This is a genomic window from Methanomassiliicoccales archaeon, assembly GCA_013415695.1.
Lineage (GTDB): Archaea > Thermoplasmatota > Thermoplasmata > Methanomassiliicoccales > JAAEEP01 > JAAEEP01.
Genome location: JAAEEP010000007.1, coordinates 85993 through 102087, shown reverse-complemented (window position 1 = coordinate 102087; position 16095 = coordinate 85993). Strand labels below are relative to the sequence as shown.

Annotated in this window: 14 protein-coding genes and 1 tRNA gene; 11 read left to right on the top strand and 4 right to left on the bottom strand. The window is 53.6% G+C overall.

The genetic code is table 11. From position 1 onward, the window contains the following. Window positions 1–151 precede the first annotated feature (151 nt). Complete coding sequence (locus GKC03_05135) at window positions 152–706, top strand: hypothetical protein (GenBank protein ID NYT11922.1); 555 nt, start codon at window positions 152–154, stop codon at window positions 704–706. Between the two features lie 197 nt (window positions 707–903). Here the strand turns inward: GKC03_05135 and GKC03_05130 are convergent. Further along, window positions 904–977 (bottom strand) — tRNA-Pro (locus GKC03_05130). Window positions 978–1051: 74 nt separating this feature from the next. Then, the gene (locus GKC03_05125) at window positions 1052–1828 is read right to left on the bottom strand and encodes a sulfite exporter TauE/SafE family protein (protein ID NYT11921.1); all 777 of its coding nucleotides are present in this window, start codon (window positions 1826–1828) and stop codon (window positions 1052–1054) included. Window positions 1829–1992: 164 nt separating this feature from the next. Here GKC03_05125 and GKC03_05120 point away from each other — a divergent pair, with 164 nt between their 5' ends. From GKC03_05120 to hutH, 9 genes are all read left to right on the top strand, one after another. Beyond that, the gene (locus GKC03_05120; GenBank protein ID NYT11920.1) at window positions 1993–2919 is read left to right on the top strand and encodes a hypothetical protein; all 927 of its coding nucleotides are present in this window, start codon (window positions 1993–1995) and stop codon (window positions 2917–2919) included. A gap of 9 nt (window positions 2920–2928) precedes the next feature. Further along, window positions 2929–3597, top strand: coding sequence for a hypothetical protein (locus GKC03_05115; protein ID NYT11919.1), 669 nt, complete (start codon window positions 2929–2931; stop codon window positions 3595–3597). Window positions 3598–3662: 65 nt separating this feature from the next. Then, on the top strand, window positions 3663–4160 hold the full coding sequence (locus GKC03_05110) for a redoxin domain-containing protein (protein NYT11918.1): 498 nt from the start codon (window positions 3663–3665) through the stop codon (window positions 4158–4160). Between the two features lie 49 nt (window positions 4161–4209). After that, a complete protein-coding gene (locus tag GKC03_05105) occupies window positions 4210–4713 on the top strand; it encodes a redoxin domain-containing protein (GenBank protein NYT11917.1) in 504 nt (167 codons plus the stop codon). Between the two features lie 102 nt (window positions 4714–4815). Next, complete coding sequence (locus GKC03_05100) at window positions 4816–5499, top strand: helix-turn-helix domain-containing protein (GenBank protein NYT11916.1); 684 nt, start codon at window positions 4816–4818, stop codon at window positions 5497–5499. Window positions 5500–5512: 13 nt separating this feature from the next. Further along, window positions 5513–6568, top strand: coding sequence for a hydroxymethylglutaryl-CoA synthase (locus tag GKC03_05095; protein ID NYT11915.1), 1056 nt, complete (start codon window positions 5513–5515; stop codon window positions 6566–6568). Further along, window positions 6568–7734 (top strand): thiolase domain-containing protein, encoded by a 1167-nt coding sequence (locus GKC03_05090; GenBank protein ID NYT11914.1) that lies wholly within the window; start codon window positions 6568–6570, stop codon window positions 7732–7734. Before GKC03_05095 ends, GKC03_05090 begins: the two co-directional genes overlap by 1 nt. Continuing rightward, window positions 7735–8151: a Zn-ribbon domain-containing OB-fold protein gene (locus tag GKC03_05085; protein ID NYT11913.1), complete on the top strand. Its 417-nt coding sequence runs from the start codon at window positions 7735–7737 to the stop codon at window positions 8149–8151. Window positions 8152–8217: 66 nt separating this feature from the next. Continuing rightward, window positions 8218–9741 carry a histidine ammonia-lyase gene (hutH, locus tag GKC03_05080; protein ID NYT11912.1) on the top strand — a complete coding sequence of 508 codons (1524 nt, stop codon included), beginning with the start codon at window positions 8218–8220 and terminating at the stop codon, window positions 9739–9741. Here the strand turns inward: hutH and GKC03_05075 are convergent, their stop codons facing one another. Both GKC03_05075 and GKC03_05070 read right to left on the bottom strand, forming a co-directional pair. Continuing rightward, entirely contained in the window at window positions 9742–14073 is a 4332-nt protein-coding gene (locus GKC03_05075) for a hypothetical protein (GenBank protein ID NYT11911.1), read from the bottom strand. It abuts the gene before it with no gap. A 113-nt stretch (window positions 14074–14186) separates the two neighbouring features. Beyond that, a complete protein-coding gene (locus GKC03_05070) occupies window positions 14187–14675 on the bottom strand; it encodes a hypothetical protein (GenBank protein NYT11910.1) in 489 nt (162 codons plus the stop codon). A 173-nt stretch (window positions 14676–14848) separates the two neighbouring features. Between GKC03_05070 and GKC03_05065 the strand changes: the two genes are divergently transcribed. Continuing rightward, the gene (locus GKC03_05065; protein NYT11909.1) at window positions 14849–16075 is read left to right on the top strand and encodes a threonine synthase; all 1227 of its coding nucleotides are present in this window, start codon (window positions 14849–14851) and stop codon (window positions 16073–16075) included. The last annotated feature ends 20 nt before the right edge of the window (window positions 16076–16095 follow it).

The window sequence follows — 16095 nt, the reverse complement described above, 5'->3', positions numbered from 1 at the left end:
ATCCCCAAGTCTCTAGAAGCCCTGTCTAGCAGATTGGTTCGACGATCAACGGACTCTTATCTAGTTAACTATCGTGAATACATTTAAATATAGTTTACTCAAAATGTGTTCTTAGGTCCCAATTTGGGGGACCTTTTAATGGAGGAGTAAAATGGCCAGATTAGTGAGAACGCTGCTCGTTGCTTTTGTAGCGACGGTCATGATCGCCATGGCATTTGCCGTGGCGATTGCCGCACCAGCTGCAGCAGCGACCACGCATACTCCTGATGAAGGAGTCAAGGTAACGGCAGGGGGATGGTTCATCTCCGAGAATAAGCCAGGCACAACTCTCGATTTGATAGGACATGAATGTTACTTCGGCGTCGTAGGAATGTACGACCTCAAGAAGGAGGAATGGAGAGGCCAGGGTTCATTCATGGACAAGAACTACTCAGATGGCACTCTGAAGGCGATCCTGACAATAGATGACGGTCAGGTCAAAGTGCCCAACACAGGGCTCTACTGGCTCTATGGGATTGCCCGGGTCTCCGTTGACCAAGAGAAAATTGGTGAGTACGCATTCACAATGACACTTGAAGACTGGGTTAATCCCTCAGGCGATCATTACTACACTGTCCAAATGCAAATAGACCTTCCCGGACCAGATTTCCTTGTATGGGTATCTGGGTATGATGATCTTGGCGGTGGCATTGTAGTATCCCACTAAACACCTTATTCTCTTTTTTTTATATCTGTCATTCCAACTTCTGGATTGTTTCATCTTCATATTCCTTGACCTTCAAGAGAATTAGAGCCTGGATCTTGATATTGAAAGAGGAAAGAGGAATGAGGACTTTCATTCTAGACCTCAAACCCTTGACCTTGTGATATTGCCGAAAAATAATGATCGGGATAGTGAACTAGTGGGGCTGCCCGGATTTGAACCGGAATCTATGACTCCCGAAGCCACAAGGATAACCAAGTTACCCCACAGCCCCCTGATCGATTGCCCCCAAAATCACGCCTCCATTTATATACATGTTGGTCAACCATCCATTTGGTCTTCTCTCAATCATTCAGGTAGGGAGGTCATCACCAGGATTATAGCGTTGATAGTCAGCATGGCCAGGACCAACCAGCGGAACTTGTCAGCCGGGACCCTATCGAATATCCTGATTCCCACCCACGCACCTATAAGTAGCGGGACCACTAGCACTAACGCCTCCGCAAGATAGGTAAGAGTCACGTCACCGCTGACTATCAAAATGGTAGCCCTGTATGCCATCAAGCTTCCGAAGAAGGCGGTGAATATTGCCTTCATCTCCTCGTTCTTCCATATTCCAGCGTAGACCATGAAGGCCCCATAGAGGATCATGGGCGGACCGGGAATGGCCACCGACCCACCAAGTATTCCTGCGATAAAACCCACGATCACACCCGTGATTTTGCCCGGCCTATAATCCGACTCCTCGATTCTCCTCTTGGCTCTATCAGAGAGCCGCACCGTGGCCAATAGCACCACGCCGATGAGCAGCACCAAGGCGATGGCCATTCTTATCGCATCCTCGTTCATCTCCTTGAAGAACAAGACGCCTATGGGCAGTCCCGCGGCAAGCCCAACTATGGGCACTATCCACTCTTTCCATCTGAAATGCTCCCGGACGCTCCACCACACCCTAGTGTTGGTGACAATGGCCAGAAAGGTGAAGACTATAGAGGCTGAGCTGGCACTTCTTATCAAGGGCAGTAGCCCCATGGATACCTGGGCGAAGCCGAATCCGGCGATAGCGTGCACCAATGCCGCCGTGAATATGATTGCTGAGGAGAGAAGGATGACCGCCCAATCCATTTGATACAACCCATGATGATACTAGGAATCGGTCATGATTATTATTTACCCCGTTAACCCTGTAATCTCGAACATCATCGCAAATGGATTTCCAGCGATATGCTCAGCAAAACATTAAGGCCCGAAGATACACATTTCCCTTCCTGATCTAGGGGCTTTGTACGATGGGCAAATATCTCTTCACTGGTCTGGCTATCTTGACCATTGCATTGATGGTCGCACTCTCACCACTCGCCTCCTCCTATGGTTCCTACTCAGGTAATCAGGAGTACGGTGCAACCAGCTGCCACGAGGTGGAGAGTACGGTCACCGTTACCATGGAATCAAATCCCACTGGCGGCATCATTTCACCCAACCAGCCTGTCAGGGTTTGGGTGAACGTTACCGGGGAGATCTCAGGTGACGAGCTAGGAGCGCTTATCTCCTCCAACACCGCAGAGGAGGGAAGTCTTCCCACCGAAAATGGATGGACAATTCTCACGGATCCAAGTGGCGAGACCCAGTACAACTATTACAAGGATCCAGAGTATGATGGTGAGGCTTCTTTCCTTTGGGTATTAGAGGCGCCCATGGAAAATGACACCTATCCGATTTATTCAAAGGTGGTGCATGCTGGCGATACCTTATACTCAAAGGCCGCTGGGCCGATTCTGTTCCAGGTGGGTGAACCTGTATCGGAACAGGTCGTCGTTCAAATCCTGGAGCCTGTTCATGGCTCGAGCGTGGGGGACTCCATCATCATCACCGCTATCGTGACCGTTCCCTCCTGGTCCGATGTGACTATAGAGTCAGTCAACCTAATCGTTGACTGGGAATTAGTTACGACGAAATACGAGAATCCATACTCATGGATTCTGGACACCAAGGAGTACGCAAATGGAAATCACATCATCGAGGTGATCGCCCACGACAGCATGGATGCTGCCCATTCTGCTACAGTCAATGTAACTGTGAACAATTTGGGCGACGATGATGTGCTTGGCAATCTTGGTCTTAACATGACCGCGGGGATCATGGCCTCACTCGCTCTTGTGTCTTTACTGACCCTATTGGTCCTCTACGCCAGGGACAGACTCAGAGGTGGTGGTTGATTGGTCAGTATGAGCTCGTTGCACACTATGACCGCAGAACTTCACACTGGTTTCCTGGTCCTTGCCTTCATCGGGATCGGGGGCACATTCCTTCTCCAGATAGTATGCTGGTTGGAACGACCCAAGTTCCTTCTGAACTTCGCCAGGAAGACAAGAGGTTACCTGGAAGCTGCGGGAATCGTCGCAGCTTTACTCGGAGTGGTTGCACTGCTGCTCTCCGCGATCACCGGATCCATTGCCTGGTCAACCGATATGCTATTAGGATCTCCTGAGGCAATGAACAAGATCGTGATGACCGCGGCAGCAACGACAATATGGGCAGGAGCGGTCTTCATCCGCCTCCGCTTCGGCAGGGGATTGTGGACCTGTCCCGCTATGGCTGGACTCTACGCCGGTCTGTCCCTCATCGGCATCGTACTAATCGGTATCACGGGTTCGATGGGTGCCCACATCACCACCGGAGAGAGCCTCTTGGATTTCCTTTGGGATCTTCTTGGGTTCGATCCCTCCCAGAGCATGATGGCCTCGGACCAGACCGCGATTATTATCGTTGTAATCTCAGCCATCATTATCGTTGGATGCTCATTGATCGCGATCAGGAGCGGTCTCTCCAAACAGTCATTCCGATGCGAGACAGGCACTTGCTCTTACTGGGACGAACCAAGGATCAGGGATTGACCGTATGCATTTTCCGCTGATCGGCAATGGTGCATTTCATTAGGTGGCAATGTATTCCAAGTCCAATGACCATCCAGCCAGATTCTCACCTCAAGGTTGGAATGAAAGCTCCAGATTTCTGCCTTCCTGGTTCGCCAACTTGCGATTTCAGATTGAGCCAAGAAGTCAAGAATGGTCCGGTGGTCGTGCACTTCTATGTTTCGGACTTCGGCATCATGTGCAACATCGTGATGAAGACGTTCGTGAAGTACAAGGACGAGTTCGATGACCTGGGAGTGCAATTCGTAGGCATTAGCGTCGACGATCCCCCCCTGCATGGAGTATGGAAGGGAAAGCTGAAGATCCCCTTCAAATTGCTCAGCGATGAGGAAGGCAAGGTTGCTAAGGAGTACGGGGTGCTTATGGAGGACGAGCTGTACTTCAAACTGGCAAATCGAGCTGTCTTCCTGGTCGATAAGGAAATGGAGATAAGATTTCGCTGGGTCGCTCATGATCCCGCTTACGAACCCAATTACGAGGAGGTCATGGAGGCCGTCCGTGACCTGGTAAAAGGTCACCCGTAATCATGTCGGGGGATTGAAGTTATCTACCTCTTGCTCCTTTTGAGGTATCATGCGCCAAAGGCCCGACTCCCACCTATGCACCGGAGAGGAAGCTCCGGATTTCAGGGTCATGGATGCCAATGAGCAATGGTTCAACCTGGGCGAGGAGCTTAAGTCGGGCCCCATAGTTCTGGTATTCTACCCAGCGGATTTTGGAGTGGTATGCTCAATCGAGATGAGGGAGTTCAAGGAGGCCAAGAAAGAGTTCGATTCGCGCGGCTACAGGGTTGTCTGGATAAACACCGATTCGATACGCTCCCATAGAGGATGGGGGGGCAAGATGAAGGTCCCATTCCGCATGCTCAGCGATGCCAACGGTAAGGCGTCAAAGCTCTTCGGGGTCTTCATAGAGAACGAGAACGGACTTCTCAAGAGATTTTCGAACAGGGCGATATTCGTGATACAGAAGGATGGATGCATCACATACAAGTGGGTGGCGGACCAACCCGCCGTCAGCCCTGATCTAACGGAGATCATCGCATCTCTCGATCGAAAAACGGATGTGAATCGTTGATTTGCGGTTAATGCCTGGACAATGTCGTTTTTCACATGAATTCGAATTATGTCGTATTCGGAATTCGACAAATTTAAATATACTTAGAATCTACCATCCAACATGCGTGAAGAGCTGAGGGAAAAGATCGCAGGAGAAATCACTCTCTCGGACGACGCTGGAAAGACCATAAGGAAATGGAGGGAGGAGTTCGCGATCTCCCAGCAGGAGCTGGCGAGGAAGCTCAGGGTTTCCCCCTCGGTCATCAGCGATTACGAGTCTGGAAGGAGGAAGTCCCCCGGCATCGTGATCGTCAGGCGCATCGTGAATGGACTTATCACAATAGATGAAGAGCACGGTTCGCCAACGATCAAGAAATACAACCTGGGGGAGAAGAGCGATTGCATCATCAGCATCAAGGAATTCAAGACCAGCATGTCGGCCGAGAAGTTCATGAGATTGGTGAATGGTGATAATCTCACCCACACCGTCTCGCTCAACCGTGATATCCACGGATTCACTGTGATAGACTCGATGAAGGCCATCACATCACTCTCATCTCTTGATTACCTCAAGATCTATGGGTGGAGCAGCGAGAGGGCTTTGATCTTCACTGGAGTCAAGTTCGGACGATCACCGATGATAGCGATAAGGGCCCATCCACTCAAACCGGCCCTGGTCGCCTATCACAAACCGGAACACGTGGATGATCTAGCTATCCGTCTTGCCACCCTTGAGGGAATTCCATTGATAAGAATCGATATGCCAGTCAAGACACTCGTTGAGAAACTCGAGAGCATTGACTAGGAGGAGGATCTTAATGGATGTAGGAATTGTAAGTTACGGAGCATATATCCCAAGGTACCGGATCGCCCCCCAAGAAATTGGAAAGGTATGGGGTACCGATGGGGAGGCTCTGAGCCGGGGGTTGCTCATTTTCAGCAAGTCGGTCCCATCTCCGGATGAGGATGTCATCACCATTTCGGTGGAGGCCGCCCGGAACATGATGAAAAGGGTCAACATCGATCCACAGGAGATCGGAGCGATCTATGTGGGATCGGAGTCGCACCCTTACGCTGTCAAGCCCAGCGGGACGATAGTGGCGGAGGCGATCGAGGCCTCGCCCAACCTGACCGTCGCTGACTTCGAATTCGCCTGTAAGGCCGGAACAGCGGCCATACAGACATGTATGGGCCTTGTCGGCTCTGGAATGGTGAAGTACGGTGTTGCCATTGGGGCGGACACCTCCCAGGGAGCTCCCGGCGACCCGCTGGAGTATTCAGCTTCAGCGGGTGGAGCGGCCTTCCTGATAGGGTCGCAGAAGCTCATTGCGAAGATCAATCACACCTCTTCGTACACCACCGACACCCCGGACTTCTGGAGGAGGGAGGGCCAGCCCTATCCATCCCACGAGGGGCGCTTCACGGGAGAGCCCGCTTACTTCAAGCACATCATAGCCAACGCCAAGTCCTTGATGGAGATGGCGAAGTCAAAACCCGAAGATTACGATTATGCGGTATTCCACCAGCCCAACGGCAAGTTCCCATTGAGGGTGGCCAAGCAGCTGGGATTCACAGAGGACCAGATCGAGGTTGGTCTGCTAACGCCCTTCATCGGGAACACCTATTCCGGATGCGTCCCCCTGGGGCTGTCGGCAATTCTCGACGTGGCCAAGCCCAATGAGCGTATCATGGCGATGGCATACGGTTCTGGGGCGGGGGCCGATGGCTTCGATATAACCGTTACCCCTGGGATAAAGCGTATCCGCAAGACCGCCGCTCCCACCGTGAGGGAACTGGTGGAGAACAAGAAGTTCATAGATTACGCAACTTACGCCAAGTTCCGCGGCAAGATCCTAATGAAGGGAGTGATCTGATGAGAGAGGTCGCGATTATTGGAATCGGCATAACAAGGTTTGGCGAGGTCTGGGATAGATCATTTAGAGACATCGGTATCGAGGCCGGTCTCGCTGCGGTCTACGACGCTAACCTCTCGGGGGAGGAGATCGATGCCCTCTATGTGGGCAACATGTCCGCCGGGAGATTCATCGATCAAGAGCACATAGGTGCGCTGATAGCCGACTACTCTGGCATGGCCAGGGATCACATCCCGGCCACCCGGATCGAGGCGGCTGGAGCATCTGGTGGGCTAGCTCTCAGGCAGGGATACATGGCCGTCGCTTCAGGCATTCACGATATTGTGGTGGTTGGCGGTGCGGAGAAGATGACCGACGTAGGGGACGTGGCTTCCAATGCCATCCAGGCTACGGCTGCGGATCAGCAGTGGGAGTCCATCATGGGGGCCACCTTTGCCTCGCTTCACGCCATCATCGCCCGCCGGCACATGTTCGAGTACGGTACCACCAGGGAGCAGATAGCCCAAGTTGCGGTAAAGAATCACAAGCACGGCTCGTTGAACCCCAAAGCCCAGTTCAGGCGGGAGATCAAGCTCGGGACGGTCCTTCACTCGTCCCCCGTGGCCGAGCCTCTAGGCATGTTCGACTGCGCTCCGAACTCCGACGGTGCGGCTGCCGTGGTCCTGTGTGCCATGGAGACCGCCGAGAAATACACCGATAAACCAGTCAAGATACTCTCATCAGCTCAGGCAAGTGACACTCTCGCCCTGCACCATCGGAAGGACATCTGCAGTTTCGAAGCGACAGCCGTGGCCGCAAGGAATGCCTACGAGATGGCGGGTATCAAAGCAAGTGATATCGATGTGGCGGAGGTCAACGACAACTTCACCATCTCTGAGATCCTGGCGATCGAGGACCTTGGATTCTTTAAGAAGGGCAAGGGAGGCCAGGCGACTGAGGAAGGTCAGACCGAGCTTGGTGGTAAGATTCCGATCAACACCTCAGGTGGACTTAAAGCGCGCGGAGATCCTATTGGCGCGACAGGCGTGGCCCAAGCGGTGGAGATAGTCGCCCAGCTCAGAGGAGAGGCGGACAAGCGTCAGGTCGATGGTGCGAAGATCGGCCTCGCCCAGAACGTGGGAGGAACGGGGTCGACAGTCGTTGTTCACATATTGGGGGTGGTCTAGATGCCAGCACCAAGATACTGGAGGGACAACCCCAGCAGGTACAACCTAATGGGTTCGAGATGCGGGAGTTGCGGCAAGATGTTCTTCCCTCCACGGTCCGTATGCCCCGACTGTCGTCGAAAATCCATCGGGAAGATGGAGAAGGTCCGCCTCAAGGGCGAAGGGGAGATCTTCTCGTACTCGGTGGTGCATGATGCACCGTCGCAGCTGGAGATACTGAAGCCTTACGTCATGGCCATGATCAAGCTGGACGAGGGCATCATGATCACAGCCCAGGTCATCGACTGCGAACCAACGGAAGTTGACATCGGGATGAGGGTTAGGTCCACACTGCGCAAGCTGGGGGACGAGGGTCCCGGCGGTGTGATCCACTACGGCTACAAGTTCGTGCCCGTTAACACCCGGCCCAGCGAGTGAAACCCGAAGGGGCCAATGCCCCCGATTGTTTTTTCTTCTCTTTCTCCCTAATCATTACGTGTTACCATGGACACTGTGGTGATCGACGGGGAGAATCTCACTCTAGAGATGTTAATAATGGTCTCTAGGGGAGAGGCGACCGTCCTTGTCTCAGATGAGGCCAGAACAAGAATCGCGAGAAGCAGGAAAAGCCTTGATAGTATCCTGGAAAGCGGAGAGATCGCGTACGGCGTGAACACGGGTGTGGGCGAGTTCGAGAATGTGGTGATCCCGAGAGATCTGATCACAACACTCCAGAGGAATCTGGTTCGGTCAACCGCAGCTGGTGTTGGCGAACCGCTACCCAAGGAGACCACGAAGGCCATGATGCTTCTCAGAGCCAACGCACTGGCAAAGGGTTACTCAGGGGTGAGGCTTGAACTCGTCGATCTCATAGTGGAGATGATCAACAGGGATGTGATACCCTTTGTCCCTCGAAAGGGATCAGTTGGGTCTTCTGGGGACCTGGTTCCACTGGCTCACATCGCGTTGGTGATAATGGGCGAGGGTGAAGCCTGGGCGGAGGGTGAGAGGCTCCTCGGTGGCCAAGCCCTTGAGACTGTAGGACTGAATCCAATTGAGTTGCAGGCAAAGGAGGGCTTGGCTCTCATCAACGGGACCCAGTTCATGTGTGCCATAGGATGCATTTGTTTGAATAGGGCCCTTCTGCTCCTGAAGGCGGCCCAGATCGCCCTTGCCATGTCCCTGGAATCACTTTCCGGAACGGACCACGCCTTCGACGAGCGTCTATTCAAGGTGAGGCCACACCCTGGACCGTTAGCGGTAGCCCGGAATCTCCGTTTGCTTCTTGAGGAGAGCGAGATCGTCGCATCCCATAGGGAATGCCTCAAGGTGCAGGACGCCTACACCTTGAGGTGCGGACCCCAGGTGCTAGGTGCCGTGATGGATTCCCTCGCAAGAGGGAAAGAGGTACTGGAGATCGAGATGAACAGCGCCACGGACAATCCGCTGATCTTCGATGGGGAGGCTCTCTCAGGAGGTAACTTCCATGGCGAGCCACTTGCCCTCCCCCTTGATGCAATGGGCCTAGCGGTCCACGAGATCGCTTCCTTTTCCGAGAGGAGGATCGCGCGGTTGCTGGACGGCAAGTTGAGCGGTCTGCCTCGCTTCCTAACCCGCGATGAAGGTGCGGACTCGGGATTGATGATAACCCAGTATGTCGCGGCCGCTCTCACCAGCGAGAGCAAGCTTATGGCGAACAGCGCCTCGGCGGATTCAATTCCTACCAGTGCCAATCAGGAGGATTTCAACAGCATGGGGTCCATCGCCGCCGAGAAGCTGGAGAGGATAACGGGAAACGCCGAGTTGGTGGTCGCTATCGAGCTTCTGTGTGCTGCCCAAGCCCTGGAATTTCACAGCATGAGGCCCGGCCTTGGTTCCAGAGAGGCACTTTCATTCATCAGGAGTGGTGTTGAAAGGGTGATAGAAGACCGTCCCTTGAGCAAGGAAATCGAATGGATAAGGGACATGATCATTAACGGTCGTCTTGTCAAAAGTGTGGAAGAAACGCTACCCAGCTCTCTGGAGTAGTTACTCGGCTTCCAGCTGGAATGAGGACTCCAGACCGAAGGTGTCCTCAGATAGTACCGGACGACAGGAAAGGCTGAAATTGACCTCGATGTCCCCCTTCCTAAGGGGCATTATTTCGAATTCAATCTCCCTGCTCTCGTTGCTCCTAAGCTTCTTAATGCTTTCCAGACCTCTCACCTCTATCTCGCCGGAAAGCTCGATGCGAACGTCTCTTGCCATGGCCTTGCTCTCATTGGAGATCACAACTCTGGCCCTCATCCACTGGTCTGACGCTGCCGGGTCAAGGAAGTTGATGTCTATTGCCAGCTCTGGTAGATATGATGCAGCCTCTTCCTCCGCCCTTGATAGAGCCTCTTTCATTGTCTCGATCGCAGCCTTGTAGTCGCTCTTCCTCTCCCCATCCGCTTTAGCGACCAGGCTTATCACCCATTCCATCACCAGTCCGTTGCGTCGGGCATTTTCTATGAGGCTCTCGCAGCGCATCTTCAGCTCCATGAACTCGCGCCGTTCATCCATGGCCACTCCTATACTGTCCTCTGCCTCCTTGATCATGAAGAAGGCCTCGTTCAGATTGCCAGTTCCCAGCAGTTCCCTTCCCTGGGAGAGCAGGTATTCACTAGTAGAAACATCCGCCCCGGATTTGCTGGCCACCTGGATCCTTCCAGAGATCTCTCCCAGCGTCGTCTCCATCCTTTTCTCGATGATCTCCCTGAGCTGGTCGAGATTCTGATTCAGGGTCTTGAATTCATCAGGCTTCAGTCGTTTCATCTCCGTTTGGCGAACGACCTTCTCCAGGGGATCGCTTTCGTTCAGTCCAAGATCGCAGTATAGGCGGTATAGAGCGCGCATATCCTGCTGTCGGGACTCCATCTTATTTTCGATTTTCTTGCCCAATGCGGTATCTCCCCGACTCAGATTGAGACTCGCTTCCTCGAAGTCCAGCTGTCTCAGTGAACGCTCAGCCTCGTCGAAGTAGCCAGATACTGAAGAGATGTCCACGCCTTCATTCGAAGCAGCTTCCATTCTCTTCCTGAGCTTACCGAGGTCTCCCATCCTACGATCGTACAGTTCCTCCAAGGACCTGAGCTCGTCCCTGCACCGTATGGCATCGGAGAAAGCCGCCGTGTAAGCTCCCTCCTCCAAGCGAGAAATGGCGCTGTCAAGCAGGTCCTCCACTTTCTGCGATATCAGGCCACGGTCCTTTGCCTTCGTTACCTTGGCCCTTGTTTCCTCCAGAGTGCCCGTGGCCAGTTTCTTCTGCTTGTCTAGGCGCTCCAGCTCCTCCTCTAGATTATCGAGAAGCGTCAATGCGTGGGTGAACTTCCATTCCTCCAGCATCTTCCGGAAGTCCGACTTCATCCTATTGGCCTGATTCAGATCCGAGCCCTCAACCTCCATGGCCCTCTGGGTGATCTCCAGGTTCTTGAACCTCTCCATGAGCTTCGTGCGGGCGGTCTCAGCAGCCTGGTCTGCCGACTTCTTGGCGAGCTCCATGGCGATTCCGCCCCTTCCAGCCTGGGCCTGATCCTTTGCTTGTCTCAGGATCTCCACCGCACCGGCAGGCTCCATTCCCGCCTTGCGTACGTTCGAGATGACAGCCGAAGCCCTGGCTATCCCTTCAGAGGCCTTCCTCTCGATGATGAGGCCCTGATCCAGTTCTTTCTTGACAAGGTCCACAGCCCTCAGGGCATCGTTAACCCTGTCCTCGCCCAGCAGCTTCTCAGCCCTATCGACTATGTTACCAATGGCGGAGACATCCGCGCCCAGCTCTCTTGCCCTGGTGATCATCTCACGAGCCCTGGATATCTCACCTTTCAATCCCTGCACGATCCGATCCCTCATATCCCGTCTGATATTCTTGGTGGACGCGAGTGCCTGGATATGCTGTCCCATGTCCAGGAGGGACTGGGCCTTACTCAGTTCCACTTCCTCTTTGGAAACATCCAGGTCCAGCCTCTTTCCAGTGGCGATCAGGTTCTTGACCTCCTGTATCCTTCTTGGCGCCATCAGGAGGGCCGTCTTGGACTCCGCCTCGCCTAAGGTCTTCCTGGCAAGCTCACTAGCCTTATCGTACTCACCTGCGTCGAATAGCACCCTGGTCTGCTGTAGGAACTGCTCGGAGCTGTTCACATCGACTCCGTTTGCCTTTGCTTCCTCGATCAGTCCTTCGATGTCCTGGAGGTACTCGCTCACTTCCTCGTGCTTATTAAGCAGGCCTCTGAGTTCCTCGTCCGCCTCCTGGAGGATATCATAGGCATCCGCGACTTGGTCATTCTCCAGGGAACTGGATACGCGCTGGGCAAGTTTCTCTACCCTCAGGATCTCCACGCCTTTCTTTCGGGCGGCAGAAATCGATCTTGAGAGGGAATTCATTCCCTTTCTGATATGTTCCCTGACAACTGATCCAGCAAGTTGAAGAACCTCGCTGGCAGCCAGGATGCCCTCTTTGGTCCTTCCGTCAAGTCTCAAAGCCTCCGCTTCTGCCACCCTTTCATTTATGGTGGCGCTCTCCGCTCCCAGCCCCTTGTTGATCTCGAGCAGTCTTCGAGCTTCATTTAGTTGGTTCTCCAAGACCGCGTTCTCCTGTTTCTCCAGTTCTTGAATGGCCTTGTTGGCCATCTTGAATGCCTTGTCGAAGTCCTTTCCGTCGAAGGCCGACATGGCGTCTTCCAGCATCAATCTGGAAGAGGTGATATTAGCCATGCCTTCGTACTTCTCTAGAAGATTTCTCGCATGATCGATGGTCTTCTCAGAGTTTATCTCAAGGAATTCCCTGATGTACATTCTGCATTTCTCGAGGGGATCGTCTACATCGGTGTAGTCACCACTGCGGACCCGTGCCATGATATCATCGATCATCGCACTCTCCTTGGTAACATCAGAGCCCATCCTCATGGCGGAGGCGAGCATCAACTCAGCTCTCATTATCTCGCTACCAAGGTACTGCTGAATCTCTTTGTCCAGCTCTTTCTGGGCTGCCTTCATCTGCTCTACTGATTCACCCAATTCCGCCTTTAGAGCCAGAGTCCTTGCCGATCTCATAGAGTCTTCCGCTCGGGAGCAGTCCAAACCGTACCGATCGGCCCGGATCATCAGATTCTCAGTCTTCACCAGTTCCATCTCCACTTCACGGAATCCTTCGAGCTCCCTTTCTAGAACAATGTCCGCCTGATGGATAAGGTCCAAAGCCCCCTGGAAGTCCCCACCTTGAATGGTCACCTTGGATTCCTCGATAAGTCCGATCGCCTTCTTGGTGTCATTGCCGGTTCTCTTGGCTATCTGAAGCTTGGGCTTGAGATTGTAGATCTGCGTGGCCAGCACATTCAGCTCGTTCTCGTTCACTTTGTCGATTACATCGCGGCATATCTCCAAAGCGTTCAGGTACTCTCCATCCCTGGTCAGTCCTCTCCCCCTGGCTATGGGGGACCCCAGCTCGGAAACTTCCTCCTCATAACGTGAGAGCAGTTCCAGCCTGCTCTCGAGAGAGTCGAATTCCTTCAACAAAGCCCTTGAGAATGACTTGCGGAACTCCCCCTCCGCGATTGTCAAGTCAGAAAGACCCTCCTCCATGTCAGCCTGAGCTATCCGCTCGTCTGCTTTCTGGATCTGGTCGGAGACCCTGGAAAGCTCGATGGAAACGGACTTGGATTCTTCCATTCCTTTCTGGAGTTCAAGCTTCCTCTTGTGGTAAAGATTGATGAGACCATCGCTCACCGATTCCAGGCAAGAGGTGAGCAGGTCAATTGATTCCACGAAGTCCCCGCTCTCAAGTGACCTTCTTGCCTGAGAGAGCTGCTCCCTTTCACTGTCGGTATTGATGTTCTCGTTCTCGGCCAGGAGCAGCAGGGACTGGGCTCTTTCGAATTCATCCGCCATCCTGGCGTTTATGAATCTCTCGGCCACATCCCAAGCGATGTTAGCCTCTGCGTAGGCATCGTCAAGATCCCCCTTCTCAAGGAGCCCAACAGCCTGCTCTATTGCGGCTGTAGGTTCCTTTGCATCGGTAGCCAGCTCTCCCATGTTGCTAAGCAGTTCCCTCGTGGTTTTGATAATGTTCTCGATCTCGTTTGCTTTGGCCTCACCAGATACCTCAATTGATTTGATGGCGAGACTCAGTGCTCCCTTGTAATCCTTCCTGGAAAATGCCTCACTCGCTTCCACGAGCAGCTTCTCTGCCCCGGCCGCGTTCGCCCCCATCCTCTTGGCGGATGCTATGAGTTCCTCTGACTCCTCGATTTTCTTCTCCGCCGCCTCGCGGTTCGCCGCGGCCTTCTTGGCCTGCTTCTCAAGCTGTTTGGTAAGCTCGAGCTGCTTGATGTATCCACCCGTCACTCATTTACACTCCAATCGCGCGATACCTGAATCAGATGGGGGAGCATTCTATTCAGTGTGGTCCACATTAATCTTTTCACGTGATTATCCCATTCGCAACGCTTAAACGAACCTCATCTCTTGATCAACTCTACGAAAGCCACTCTTTCAAGTACAAGGTCGATAGCCATATCCAATGGAATTGCGTCCAGTTCCTCTTCGGGGATGCCATACGCTATCAATTTCATACGTGTGCATTCAAGGACACAATCATCTCTTTTCAAGCCCAGGTCTTCGATTATCGAATCCGGATCTAGATCGAAAAGTACCAGTGCTACTGTCTGGGATCCAGGGGGGATGCCCATCTTGTCCAGTGCCTTTACTATCTGCCTCTCGCCAGAGGCGTAGAGTATAGTCTCCAACCCTAGTGATGAGGAGGAGTTCGTCCCTTGTTCGAACGCCCGCATGGCATGGACAGCGGCGGCGAGGAGATGGTCAATTCCGCAGACCAGCTCGGGATTCAGGGCCACGACAGATCCCTCTCCGATACTGTTGAGCCTTCCGTACAGCTCTTCAGGATCAGGGATATTTCCCTTAGCACCCGCTACCTCTATGCCGGACATTCGCACCCGTTATCGGGATGGATATTTATTCCATTATCGCAACCCAAGATCGCCCGGATCTTTTTTCTAATTCGATCTGACGAAACATTTATGCCGGAGCATCATCGTTGCGTTCGAACGCAGATCTGTCCTGGATGCTGTCTAAGGGGCAGCCTACAGAGGAGATTGATGAGATGGACTATGAATTGAGGTGCTGGGAGTGCGGACGCAAGATCGAGGATGAGTGGCTTAGCACCTGCCCTGCCTGCGATGGTCTGCTCACAATTGACCTGGATCTGGAGAAGCTGAAGGAGCTTCAGCCATTTGATCTCCGGAACAAGCCCCTCGGTGTTTGGAGATACGCTCCCTTCTTACCAGTAGAGGAGGAGAACGCCATCTCACTTCAGGAAGGAGGCACCCCGCTTTACAGGTGTGAATCCCTGGCATCCAAGATTGGAGTCAAGGACCTCAGGGTGAAGTATGACGGCGCCAATCCCACGGGCTCCTTCAAGGACAGGGGAATGACGGTGGGGGTGAGCAAGGCCGTTGAGCTTGGGGCGAAAAGCGTTGGATGCGCCTCAACAGGAAACACCTCAGCCTCCCTGTCCGCATACGCGGCCAAGGCCGGACTGGATTGCGTGGTCCTTCTCCCGGAAGGAAAGGTGGCGGCTGGCAAGCTGGCCCAGGCGATGTTCTATGGAGCCCGAATCGTGAGCATCGAGGGTAACTTCGACGATGCGCTGAGGGTGGTGAGGGAGCTGAGTGCCAAAGGTCATCTTTACCTACTGAACTCAATCAATCCATTTCGTCCGGAGGGTCAGAAATCGGTGGCCTTCGAGATCATCGATCAGCTTGGTTTCCAGCTACCGGACCGCATAGTCCTTCCAGTAGGCAACGCAGCGAACATATGGGCAGTCTACAAGGCTCTCAGAGAATGGGAGGCGATCGGCTGGATAGATCATGTTCCCATGCTGACCGGGGTGCAGGCATCCGGTTCGAAACCGATCACCAACGCTTTCCGCGAGGGTAGACGGGATTTCGATCCGGTCGAGCAACCTGAGACCGTGGCAACCGCCATCAGGATCGGCAATCCAGTCTCAGGAAAGAAAGCTCTCACCGCCATCTACGAGAGCGGCGGCTGCGCACTGGAGGTCTCGGACGCGGAGATACTGTCTGCCCAGAGGATGCTCGGGAGGACCGAGGGCGTGGGGGTGGAACCCGCGAGCGCCGCATCTGTGGCAGGAGTGCAGAAGATGGTGAGCGATGGGCTCATCGACAGAGACGAGAGGGTCGTCTGCATATGCACTGGGAACCTGCTCAAGGACCCCGATGTCATCATCTCGTCCTTTGGGGAGGTGGCCCAGATGCCCGCAGATGTTGATGCTGTGGCCAAGTTCCTCACCAATTCCAGCAGCAAGTGATATGGGAGTGCAAACGATTT